13 protein-coding genes are annotated in these 11,201 nt (G+C 61.7%); 6 read left to right on the forward strand and 7 right to left on the reverse strand.

Going from position 1 to position 11,201, the window contains the following annotated elements; translation table 11 throughout:
* Nucleotides 1-103: 103 nt before the first annotated feature.
* A complete protein-coding gene (locus AC27VU_RS27465) occupies nucleotides 104-1,159 on the forward strand; it encodes an AraC family transcriptional regulator (RefSeq protein WP_488725309.1) in 1,056 nt (351 codons plus the stop codon).
* Here the strand turns inward: AC27VU_RS27465 and AC27VU_RS27470 are convergent.
* Entirely contained in the window at nucleotides 1,116-2,570 is a 1,455-nt protein-coding gene (locus AC27VU_RS27470; protein WP_003222752.1) for a TrkH family potassium uptake protein, read from the reverse strand. The two genes, AC27VU_RS27465 and AC27VU_RS27470, sit on opposite strands and share 44 nt — an antisense overlap.
* A gap of 121 nt (nucleotides 2,571-2,691) precedes the next feature.
* Between AC27VU_RS27470 and AC27VU_RS27475 the strand changes: the two genes are divergently transcribed.
* On the forward strand, nucleotides 2,692-3,258 hold the full coding sequence (locus tag AC27VU_RS27475; protein WP_400498325.1) for a nitroreductase family protein: 567 nt from the start codon (nucleotides 2,692-2,694) through the stop codon (nucleotides 3,256-3,258).
* 110 nt (nucleotides 3,259-3,368) lie between these two features.
* Here AC27VU_RS27475 and AC27VU_RS27480 read toward each other — a convergent pair whose 3' ends face one another.
* The 6 genes from AC27VU_RS27480 to AC27VU_RS27505 all read right to left on the reverse strand — a co-directional run bounded on the left by AC27VU_RS27480 (nucleotide 3,369) and on the right by AC27VU_RS27505 (nucleotide 7,765).
* The gene (locus tag AC27VU_RS27480) at nucleotides 3,369-4,709 is read right to left on the reverse strand and encodes a sensor histidine kinase (protein WP_488725310.1); all 1,341 of its coding nucleotides are present in this window, start codon (nucleotides 4,707-4,709) and stop codon (nucleotides 3,369-3,371) included.
* 180 nt (nucleotides 4,710-4,889) lie between these two features.
* Entirely contained in the window at nucleotides 4,890-5,336 is a 447-nt protein-coding gene (locus tag AC27VU_RS27485) for an LTXXQ domain protein (protein ID WP_201138424.1), read from the reverse strand.
* 166 nt (nucleotides 5,337-5,502) lie between these two features.
* Nucleotides 5,503-6,180, reverse strand: a complete 678-nt coding sequence (locus tag AC27VU_RS27490; RefSeq protein WP_003222757.1) for a response regulator transcription factor — start codon at nucleotides 6,178-6,180, stop codon at nucleotides 5,503-5,505.
* A 7-nt stretch (nucleotides 6,181-6,187) separates the two neighbouring features.
* Nucleotides 6,188-6,598: an SH3 domain-containing protein gene (locus AC27VU_RS27495; RefSeq protein WP_003222759.1), complete on the reverse strand. Its 411-nt coding sequence runs from the start codon at nucleotides 6,596-6,598 to the stop codon at nucleotides 6,188-6,190.
* Between the two features lie 269 nt (nucleotides 6,599-6,867).
* On the reverse strand, nucleotides 6,868-7,167 hold the full coding sequence (locus AC27VU_RS27500) for a YciI family protein (protein WP_488725311.1): 300 nt from the start codon (nucleotides 7,165-7,167) through the stop codon (nucleotides 6,868-6,870).
* A 1-nt stretch (nucleotide 7,168) separates the two neighbouring features.
* Nucleotides 7,169-7,765 carry a septation protein A gene (locus AC27VU_RS27505; protein ID WP_003222764.1) on the reverse strand — a complete coding sequence of 199 codons (597 nt, stop codon included), beginning with the start codon at nucleotides 7,763-7,765 and terminating at the stop codon, nucleotides 7,169-7,171.
* A gap of 87 nt (nucleotides 7,766-7,852) precedes the next feature.
* Between AC27VU_RS27505 and AC27VU_RS27510 the strand changes: the two genes are divergently transcribed.
* The 4 genes from AC27VU_RS27510 to scpB are packed head-to-tail and all read left to right on the forward strand — an operon-like array spanning nucleotide 7,853 to nucleotide 11,164.
* Nucleotides 7,853-8,716, forward strand: a complete 864-nt coding sequence (locus tag AC27VU_RS27510; protein WP_103483893.1) for a PHP domain-containing protein — start codon at nucleotides 7,853-7,855, stop codon at nucleotides 8,714-8,716.
* A 13-nt stretch (nucleotides 8,717-8,729) separates the two neighbouring features.
* Entirely contained in the window at nucleotides 8,730-9,359 is a 630-nt protein-coding gene (locus AC27VU_RS27515) for an L-threonylcarbamoyladenylate synthase (RefSeq protein ID WP_007966016.1), read from the forward strand.
* Nucleotides 9,360-10,181, forward strand: a complete 822-nt coding sequence (locus tag AC27VU_RS27520; protein ID WP_488725312.1) for a segregation and condensation protein A — start codon at nucleotides 9,360-9,362, stop codon at nucleotides 10,179-10,181.
* Nucleotides 10,182-10,192: 11 nt separating this feature from the next.
* Nucleotides 10,193-11,164 carry an SMC-Scp complex subunit ScpB gene (scpB, locus tag AC27VU_RS27525; protein ID WP_488725313.1) on the forward strand — a complete coding sequence of 324 codons (972 nt, stop codon included), beginning with the start codon at nucleotides 10,193-10,195 and terminating at the stop codon, nucleotides 11,162-11,164.
* Nucleotides 11,165-11,201 lie beyond the last annotated feature (37 nt).

Consider the following 11,201-nt stretch of genomic DNA (forward strand, 5'->3'; position numbering starts at 1 on the left):
TCTAGAGTGAACAGTGGCATCAGCCAGTGACAATGGGCGCCACTTTAGTATCCTTCGCAAATCGGGTCGTAACATGCGATCCATCATGTAAAAGAATAACGCCATGAGCGAACGAACGACTTCTGCAAGCTGGGCGATGGGGATTGTCAAAGCGTTGGAGATGGACGGCCTGGATTGCCGGCTACTGTTCAAGCAACTGGGGCTCGATTACGCCGCCCTGGACGATCCCGATGCGCGCTTTACGCAAGACTCCATGACCCGACTCTGGCAACGGGCAGTCGAGCTGTCCGGGAACCCGGCGATCGGCCTGAACATGGGCAAGGTGGTGCGACCGGCGTCGTTCCATGTCGCCGGTTATGCGCTGATGTCGAGCAACACCCTGGCCGAAGGCTTTCAGCGTCTGGTGCGTTATCAGCGGATCATCGCCGAAAGCGCCGACCTGAGTTTTCGCCTGCTCGAAGAAGGCTATGCGCTGATTCTGACGGTGCATGGCGATCACTTGCCGCCAACCCGCCAGAGCGCCGAAGCCTCGCTGGCCTGTGCGCTGGGCCTGTGCGGCTGGTTGACCGGGCGCACCCTGCACCCGGTCAAAATGCTGTTCCAGGGCGACGAGCCCGCAGACCTGCAACCCTACAAACAAGCCTTCCATGCCCCGCTGATGTTCAACGCGCCGTACGATGCGTTGATTTTCGAGCGGGCCGACATGGAAGCACCGCTGCCCACCGCCAACGAAGCCATGGCGCTGTTGCATGATCGGTTTGCCGGAGAATACCTGGCGCGATTCTCTGAAAGTCGCGTGACCCACAAGGCGCGACAAGTGTTGTGCCGCTTGTTGCCCCAGGGTGAACCCAAGCGCGATACCGTGGCGCAGACCCTGCATCTGTCGCAGCGCACCTTGCAGCGGCGCTTGCAGGAGGAGGGCACGAGTTTTCAGCAATTGCTCGATGACACCCGTCGCGAACTGGCCGAACAATACCTGGCACAGCCGGGCATGACCCTGCTGGAGATTGCTTATCTGCTGGGGTTTGCCGACCCGAGTAACTTCTTCCGCGCGTTCCGTCGCTGGTTCGATACCACGCCCGGCGATTACCGGGCGCGGCTGTTGCAGGCGCCGATCAGTGACGCCAGAAGGCCGGAATACACAGCACAAACACCGTAATGATCTCCAGTCGGCCGAGCAGCATGCCGAACGACAGGATCCACTTGGCCGCATCCGGCAGCGTCGAGAAATTGCCCGCCGGGCCAATGGTCTCGCCCAGCCCCGGGCCGACGCCGGATACGGTACTGGCAGCGCCGGTCAGTGCGGTCATCCAGTCCACGCCGAGCAGCGACAGCAGCAGGGCGATCACGCAGATGGTGATGGCGAAGAAGAACGAGAAGGTCAGGATCGAGCGCACAATTTCTTCATCGAGTCGGTGACCGTTGTACTTCTGCTTGATCACCGCGCGCGGGTGGATCAACTGGTTAAGGTTGGCCTTGAGCAGAATGTAGGCGACCTGGAAGCGAAAGATCTTGATCCCGCCCGCCGTCGAGCCGGAGCAGCCGCCGACAAAGCCCAGATAGAAAAACAGCATCAGCGAGAAGTTGCCCCACAGGCTGTAGTCGCCGAGGGCGAAGCCGGTGGTGGTGACGACCGAGGTCACGTTCAGTGCCACATGCCGCAGCGCGTCCAGCCAATGCAGGTCGGTGGTCCACCAGTACCAGGTGCCGAGTACCAGCCAGGTCACCAGCAACATACCGAGCAGGCCCTGTACCTGCTGATCCTTGATCAGTGCCCGACGGTTGCCGCGCATGGTCGCCACGTACAGCGTGAACGGCAGGCTGCCGAGAATCATCACCACCACCGCGACCCAGTGCACCGCCGGTTGCGTCCACTTCGCCAGGGACTGGTCGGAGGTCGAGAAACCGCCGGTGGAAATCGCCGACATCGCATGATTGATCGCATCGAACGGGCTCATCCCGGCCCACCAGAACGCCAGGCTGCCGAGGATGGTGATGCCGACGTACGCCGCCACGATCAGGCGCGCCACCATGTGCGAGCGCGGCATGACCTTTTCCGAACGGTCGGACGATTCGGTCTGGAACAGGCGCATGCCACCGATGCGCAGCAACGGCAGAATCGCCACCGCCATGCCGATGAAGCCGATGCCGCCGAGCCAGTGCAGCAGCGAGCGCCACATCAGAATTCCCGGAGACATGGTGTCCAGACCGCTGAGCACGGTCGAGCCGGTGGCGGTGATGCCGGACATGCTTTCAAAGAACGAGTCGGTGTAGCTGATGTGCTGGGTCAACAGAAACGGCAGCGCGGCGAAAATGCACACCACCAGCCAGCTGCTGACGGTCAGCAGGTACATGTCGCGCGGGCGCAGATGAATGTGTTCGGGGCGACCGGGGATCACCAGCGCAAGGCCGGCGACGAAGGTGATCATGCTCGCCCAGAGGAACGACGGCAGATCGCCGGTGCGCTCGAAAATCACCAGGGTGGCCATGGGCACGACCATGGCGATGGCCAGGGTGATCAGGAAGATGCCGATGATGAAACCAATGATCCGTAAGGTCGGCAACGCCATGAAGTCCGCTCGGGCTGATGTAGGAAGGGCGTCATTCTACCCGTGGGGCAGGGCATGTAAACCGGCACCCTGTTGCCGGATACCGCTAGAATAGCCGCACATTTTTCTCAGGAGGTGGCCGATGCAGGCTCTCGACGCTTTGCTCAACCGTGTTTCCGTTCCACGCCTGGTCGAACCGGCCCCTACCGCCGAGCAGCGCGAAGCCCTGTTTGGCGCAGCCCTGCGCGCGCCGGATCACGGCCACTTGCAGCCGTATCGTTTCCTCACCGTCGAAGGTGCGGCGCGCGAGCAGATGGGCGAGTTGCTGGCTGAAGCGGCGCAGATGCAGGAAGGCGAAGTCACTGAAGCGATGATCGACAAGGCGCGCAACGGCCCGCTGCGTGCGCCGCTGGTGGTCGTGGTCATCGCGAAACTGCAGGAACACGTCAAGTATCCGAAGTCCGAGCAGTTGCTGGCGGCGGGTTGTGCGGCGCACGGGATTTTGCTGGCGGCGTATGCGCAGGGAATTGGTGCGGTGTGGCGTACCGGTGATCTGGCCTATTCGGCGCACGTGGCCAAAGGCTTGGGCCTGGCTGAAGGCGAGCAGGTGATTGCCTTTCTGTACCTCGGCACGCCGCAGAAAGAACCGCGTGTGGCGGAGAAGGTTGATCTGGCTGAGTTTGTCAGCGCCTGGCCGTCCAAGGCCTGAGCCTTTGATGTCCATGTGGGAGGGGGCTTGCTCCCGAAAGCGGCGTATCAGACAAAACTATGTTGCCTGACACACTGCCTTCGGGAGCAAGCCCCCTCCCACATTTGTTTTTACGGCTGCACGACGGCGCCCGGCACCAACGGCAATTCAAGACTGGCGACAAACCCGCCGTCTGGATGATTGGCCAGCGTCAGGCTCCCGCCATGCCGCTCCGCCGCGCGCTTGGCTATCGCCAGGCCCAGGCCATGCCCGGCCGCGGTCTGCCCCGGCGCCCGGTAAAAGGGTTCGCCCAACTGGCTCAGATGCTCGGCCTGCACACCCGGCCCGTGGTCGCGCACACTCACCACAATTCGTTCGCCCTGACGCGTGGCTTGCATTTGGATTGCCTGACCCACCGGGTTGAAGCGTTGGGCGTTGCGCAGCAAGTTGTCGACGGCGCGCTCGATCATGGTCGGCCAGCCTTTGAGGTTCAGCTGCGGCTCGGCCTCCAGGCGCACCGTCTGCTCTGGCGAGCCAAGCTGCGCATCCTTTTGCAGAGTGCCCAGCAGTGCATTCAGATCCACTTCTTCAGCACTGGCATTGTCGGCATCGACCCGTGCGAGCACCAGAATTTCGCTGATCAGCGCTTCCAGGCGATCACATTCGCGGGTCAGGCGTGGCCATAGTTTTTCGCGTTCTTCCGGGTTGGCCCGCTCTGCCAGTGCCAGCGCGATGCGCAGCCGCGCTAAAGGTGAGCGCAATTCGTGGGATACGTCGCGCAGCAACTGGCGCTGACTGCTGATCAGACTTTGCAGGCGCGCGCCCATGCGGTTGAAGTCGGTGGCCAGTACGCCAAATTCATCGCGACGGTTGGCCAGTTTCGCCAGACTGTTCTGCTGATAGGTGGTCTGCCCCAGATCATGCACCGCACCGCGCAAACGGCTGAGCGGGCGGGTGATAGAGAAGGTCACCAGCAGGCTGAACAGGGTCAGCACCACCAGCGCGATGCCCAGTGCACTGAGTGGCCAGAGCAGGCTTTCGCGGTGCCAGGCGTCGAGTTCCGGGTGCAGGATGCGGAAGATGAACAGGTAGGTGTCGCCGGTTTTTTCGCTGGTGAACTCGTCGGTGAGACGGCGCCATGGCAGGCGTCGGTCGTCGTTGTTCTGCCGGGCTTCAAATGCCGCGGCGCGACGCGGGAAGGTGCCGCGTACCACAGGGTCGCCGCTTTCGTTGAGTACCTGAACGTCGATGTGATATTGGCGTTTGCGCTGTTCGAGGATGTCCTGCGCGGCGTCTTCGCCCTGTGCTTCGTAGGTTTGCGTCCATTCGGCGGCCAAGGTGTTGAGACCCGGATGGCGGCTGAGGATCCACGCGTCCTGATTGAGCATGTGCCCGAGCAGAATCGAAAGCCCCGCCACCAGAGCGATGGCCAGCCAGAAACTCGCGAGAATACGCCAGAACAATGAACGCACAGAAAATCCTCAATCAAACAAAAAACTCAACAATGTGGGAGCGGGCTTGCTCGCGAATGCGGTGTGTCAGTCAACATTGCCTTGTCTGATACACCGCATTCGCGAGCAAGCCCGCTCCCACATTTGGATTGAGTGGCAACAGACCCGACGGCGGTTAGCCGTCGGGTCCGGGTTATCGCATTATTGCGCCTTTTGCGGCTGTTGCGCTTTCCACGCTTTGAACTCGGCCCATTCGGCGCGGCGTTCAGCCTGTTTCTTCTGGATCTCGTCGAATTTCTTCTGTTGATCCGGTTTCAGCAGGTTGCGTACGTCAGCTTCGGCTTTCTTGTGGTTGGCCGCCATCTCGTCCTTCATGGCTTTCTGATCGGCCGGGGAGAGTTTTTCCAGGTACTTCTCGACCACCTGGCGACGCTCGTGCATCTGCTCGCCCATGATCTTGCGGATCTGTTCGCGCTGTTCGCGGGACAGGTCGAGTTGGCTGTACGGGCCTTTGCCGTGCATGCCGTGCATCTGACCGCCGTGGCGTCCGTCCATCGGGCCACCCATCGGGCCGCCATCCTGTGGCACAGCCATGGCGACGGTTGGCAGAGCGGCAGCGAACATCAGAGCGATAAGGGTCTTGCGCATGGTGTATCTCCTTGTCTCGTTCCCGGTACGTTCCGGATGAGTACAGATTACGGAGATCAAGGTCAGCGGCGGTCAGCGCTGGGTAAAGCTTGGGTAAAGATGCTTTGTCGTCGGCCTGACAAACCTCTGTGGCGAGGGAGCAAGCTCCCTCGCCACAGAGGGGTATTTACAGGCTGTAGTAGTAGCCGCGGCTGCGCAGGGCGACGATGCGTGGGCGGCCGTCGGGGTGCGGGCCGATCTTCTTGCGCAGGTTGCTGACGTGCATGTCGAGGCTGCGGTCGTACAGGGTCAGCTTGCGGCCGAGGGCCAGTTGCGCCAGTTCCTGCTTGTCCAGTGGCTCGCCGGGCTGCTTGAGCAGGGCTTCGAGCAAGCGGCTTTCGGAAACGGTGAGGGTCAGTTCTTTCTCGTCGATGCTGACCACGCCGCGCACCGGGCTGAAGCTCAGGTCGCCAAGCTCGAGTTGGGTCGACACGGCGGCCGGGTGACTGCGGCGCAGCACGGCGCGCAGGCGCGCGGTGAGCTCGCGCGGATCGCAGGGTTTGGCCAGATAATCATCGGCGCCCAACTCCAGACCGAGAATGCGATCCAGCGGTTCGCCCCGGGCCGAAAGCATCAGCACCGGCAGATCGGCGTGTTCGCTGCGCAGTTGCTTGAGCAACTCCAGGCCGCTGCCGTCGGGCAGCATCACGTCCAGTACCACGGCTGCGGGCGCCATCTCGGCCAGCGCCTTGCGCGCACTCTGGCCGTCGTGGCAGGCACGCACCTGGAAGCCTTCCTGGCTCAGCCAGCTACTCAGGAGTTCGCACAACTCCTGGTCATCATCAATCAGTAACAGCTCGCTCATGACTCACTCAATTTAGCCATTGCCGACGTTTTCGGCTTGCTCCACTGGCAAAGATACCGCACAGCAGCGCCAATAGCGCTACCCCGGCGCCTGTGACGAACCATTGCTGCTGTTCGGTCAACAGACGCGGCAACGGACTGGCCTGGGCTTCCTTGAGTTGCAGCTTGAGACGCTGATTCTCCTGGCGCAACCGGGCAAGCTGAGCGCTTTCGCGTGCGTTGTCGGCATTTTGCAGTTGTTTGTTCAGTTCTTCTCGCTGCTGCTCACTGGCCTTGAGGCGCTGCTGCAACTCGGTGATCTGGCTGCCGGCACTCAATGACAGCGGCGTGGAATTGCCGCTTTCAGTGGTTTCCTCACCATGGGCGGGCGCCATGATCGACAACGTGACCCACATCAGACACAACGGACCCTTGCGCATCGCGATTCCTGCTTGCAAATGGATATTGGGCAGGTTGTCGGCAGGCAAACGAGAATAATGAGCGATTGAGAGCGGGGAGAAGCGAGAAGGTTCAGTGCCAGAGGCAATGTCGAGAGTGGTGAGTTGAAAAATTTGAGCTTAGAGAGTCATTGTGGCGAGGGAGCTTGCTCCCGCTGGACTGCGTAGCAGTCCCATGCTTTTGAGCAAAAGAGCGGGGCCGCTTCGCACCCCAGCGGGAGCAAGCTCCCTCGCCACAGGGTTGCCTCTTTTTACGGGAGGACTTGCTTGAACGGTTTGACGATCACATTGGCGTACACACCGGCGACGATGTACGGGTCGGCGTCGGCCCAGGCTTGGGCGGCGCTCAGGGAGTCGAACTCGGCGACGATCAGGCTGCCGGTGAAACCCGCAGCGCCCGGATCATTGCTGTCGACTGCCGGGTGCGGGCCGGCCAGCACGATGCGGCCTTCGCCCTTGAGCACTTGCAGGCGTTCGAGGTGGGCCGGGCGTGCGGCGAGGCGCGCTTCGAGCGAGTTGGCGACGTCGGTGGCAATGATTGCGTAGAGCATGTCAGTCCTCGGTTTTTGGCGTTGTGGTATCGGCGTCGTGCAGGTGGCGGGACAGGTAGATGCCCTGACCGACCAGGAACAGCAAGGTCATGCCCAGGCTGCCGAACACCTTGAAGTCGACCCAGATGCTCTGGAAGGTGAATGCCACGAACAGGTTGGCAGCCCCGCAGAACAGGAAGAAAGCGATCCAGGCGATGTTCAGACGGGTCCAGACCGGATCCGGCAGGGTCAGCGCGTGGCCCATGATGCGTTTGATCAGCAGGCGGTCACCGATGAAGTGGCTGCCGATGAAGGCCAGGGCGAACAGCCAGTTGACCACCGGAGCTTTCCATTTGAGGAAGGTCTCGCTGTGGAAGGCCAGGGTCAGACTGCCGAAAACCAGACAGGCGATCAGGGTCAGCCACTGGCTCTTTTCCAGCTTGCGCTGTTTGATGAAAAGCGCGCCGTAGACCACCAGGGAGCTGATGATCAGCATCGCGGTGGCGCTGTAGATACCGCCTACAGTCACTTCATGGCCGGCAACGTCGACGACCCGCGGATCAAGTTTGTAAACGATGAAAAACAGCAGAAGCGGGATGAAATCGATGAATTGTTTCACAGTGAGAGCCAGAAGCTGGATGTGGCGGCATAATAACAAACATATGGGCGCGCGATAGCGCCAGCTGATTTGAGGTTACAACTCCCCGTGAATGTTGATTTGCACTGCCACAGCACGGCCTCCGATGGCGCCCTGGCGCCTGCGGTTCTGGTTGCGCGTGCGTTCGAAAACGGCGTGCGAGTCCTGGCGTTGACCGATCACGACACCCTCGAAGGCCTCGCCGAAGCGCGCAGCGCCGCCGAAGGACTGGGCATGCAACTGGTCAATGGCGTCGAACTGTCCTGTACGTGGGGCGGCGCGACCATCCACGTGCTGGGCTACGGTTTCGACGTCAACGCCGCGCCACTGGTCGAGGCCATCGCCCGATTGCACGATGGCCGCTGGCTGCGGTCGGAAGAGATAAGCCGCAAGCTTGGCCTCAAAGGTATGCCCGGTGCCCTCGAAGGCGCTCGGCAGATTCAGCAGGAACTGGGCGACAGCGGCAATGCGCCAGCCCGCCCGCATTTCGCTGACTGGATGGTGCGTGAAGGTTTTGTAAAGGATCGTGCCGAAGCATTCCGCAAATGGCTCGGCGCCGGCAAGCTGGGTGACGTCAAACAGCACTGGCCGACCCTGGAAGACACCGTCGGCACCCTGCGCGCCGCCGGGGCGTGGGTCAGCCTGGCGCATCCGTGGCACTACGATTTCACCCGCAGCAAGCGCCGAAAGCTGATTGCCGACTATATTCAAGCGGGCGGGCATGCAATCGAAGTGGTCAATGGCCATCAGCCCGCGGAACAGGTCGGCAGCCTGGCAATCCTTGCCCGTGAGTTCGGTCTGCTGGTCAGCGCCGGCAGTGATTTCCATGGCCCTGGAGGCTGGTCCGAGATTGGCCAGTACCGGCCGGTTCCCGAGGACCTTCCACCCCTGTGGTGTCGGTTCAAACATGACACAGATATTGCCGCCGTCTGAACAGGTAGAGAATGTGAGTCAATTTTTCCAGATCCATCCGGAAAACCCGCAAGCGCGCCTGATCAAACAGGCGGTCGAGATCATCCGCAAGGGCGGGGTGGTGATTTATCCCACGGACTCTTCCTACGCCATCGGTTGCCAGATCGGCGACAAGACGGCCATCGAGCGTGTGCGACGTCTGCGTCAGCTCGACGAGAAGCACAACTTCGCGCTGATCTGTAGCGACCTGTCGCAACTGGGTAACTACGCCAAGATCGACACCGGCACCTTCCGCATTCTCAAGGCGCATCTGCCGGGGCCTTACACCTTTATTCTCAACGCCACCCGCGAAGTGCCACGGCTGCTGCTGCACCCGAAAAAACGCACCATCGGCCTGCGGGTGCCGAGTCATCCGATTGCTCTGGCATTGCTGGCCGAACTCGGCGAGCCGCTGATGAGCGTGACCCTGATCATGCCCGGCGATGAAGACCCGCTGAGCGATCCGTACGAAATGCGCCAATTGCTTGAACATCAGGTCGACCTGATCATCGACGGCGGTTTCGGCGGGATCAAGGCGTCCACCGTGATTGACCTGACCGGCGACGACCCGGAAGTGATCCGCGTCGGTTGCGGCGACCCCGCGCCGTTCATGGTCGAGGCCTGAATGTCCGCAGTGGAAACCGTTGTCGATCCCCAAGCCGGCGCCCAGCAGGAACTGCCGTTTGCCATGGTCTATGGCCAGGCGGTCATGGAAATGCCGCTGGACTTGTACATCCCGCCGGATGCGCTGGAAGTCTTTCTCGAAGCCTTCGAAGGCCCGCTCGATCTGCTGCTGTACCTGATCCGCAAACAGAACATCAACATCCTCGACATTCCGGTGGCGGAAATCACCCGCCAGTACATGGGTTATGTCGAGCTGATGCAGTCGGTGCGCCTGGAACTGGCCGCCGAATACCTGGTAATGGCCGCGATGCTGGCCGAGATCAAGTCGCGGATGCTCCTGCCACGCGCCGAAACCGTCGAAGAAGAAGAGGACGACCCGCGCGCCGAGCTGATCCGGCGCTTGCAGGAATACGAGCGCTTCAAGGCTGCCGCCGAAGGTATCGACGGCTTGAGCCGGGTCGGTCGCGATGTGGTGGTGCCCAAGCTTGACGCCCCGGAAGCCCGGGCACGCAAGCTGTTGCCGGATGTCGCGCTGCAAGAGATCTTGATGTCCATGGCCGAGGTGTTGCGCCGGGGCGACATGTTCGAGAGCCACCAGGTCAGCCGCGAGGCGCTGTCGACCCGCGAGCGCATGAGCGATGTGCTGGAACGGCTCAAGGGCGGTGGTTTTGTGCCGTTCATCGAACTGTTCACTGCCGAGGAAGGTCGCCTCGGTGTGGTGGTGACCTTTATGGCGATCCTTGAACTGGTCAAGGAATCCTTGGTCGAGCTGGTGCAGAATGAGCCGTTCGCCGCGATCCACGTGCGAGCCCGAGCCGAATAACGAGTCGAAACATGAACCTGACTGAACCCCGCGAGCTGGCGCCCCTGCTTGAAGCCTTTCTGTTGGCCTCGGGAAAGCCGCAATCGCTTGAACGCCTTTTTGAACTGTTCGAAGAAGGCGAGCGCCCTGAACCGCCGGTCTTCAAGAAAGCCCTGAGCCTGCTGGCCAAGTCCTGCGAGGGCCGCGCGTTCGAGCTCAAGGAAGTCGCCTCCGGCTACCGCTTGCAGATCCGCGAGAAGTTTTCACCGTGGGTCGGCCGTCTGTGGGAAGAGCGCCCGCAGCGCTACTCCCGTGCGCTGCTGGAAACCATGGCGCTGATCGCCTATCGCCAGCCGATCACCCGGGGCGAGATCGAAGATGTGCGGGGCGTGGCGGTCAACAGCAACATCGTCAAGACGCTGATCGAGCGCGAGTGGATCCGCATCGTCGGTTACCGCGACGTGCCGGGCAAACCGGCGATGTTCGCCACCACCAAGGCGTTTCTCGATCACTTCAACCTGAAAAACCTCGAAGACCTGCCACCGCTCGCCGAACTGCGCGAGATGGACACCGATCCGGTGCTCGAATTCGACGACGCACCGGTGCCGCAGGGCCTGCAGGAACTGGCCGATGCCAGCGCCGAGCCGGAAGAGCCGAAGGAAGAAACCAGTTTCCACTCGCTGTTGCTGGAACTGGACAGCATGGAGGAGGGGATCAAAACCGACTTCGACGATCTGTTGCGGGATGCCGCGGATGGCGAAGCGCAGCCGCCTGAGCCTGAAACCGAGACCGCCGAGCCGGCGATTGAAGTTGAACTTGAGACCGAGCCTGAAGCCGAACCGCAAGAGGACATTCTTGGCGTTGCCGAAGCCCGGGAAAAGCTCCTGGCCGCCGTCGCCGCCCTCGAACAACCGGCGCCAGAGCCTGAACTGAGCGAAGAAGAAGCCGAGGCCCGCGCGCTGGCGGAAGCCATCGAGGCCGAACGCCGCGAGTTCGAGGACTGACCCGGTTTTCAGGATCACTGGTCAACCCCTGTGGGAG

Source organism: Pseudomonas sp. 14P5.3.2 (assembly GCF_057799175.1).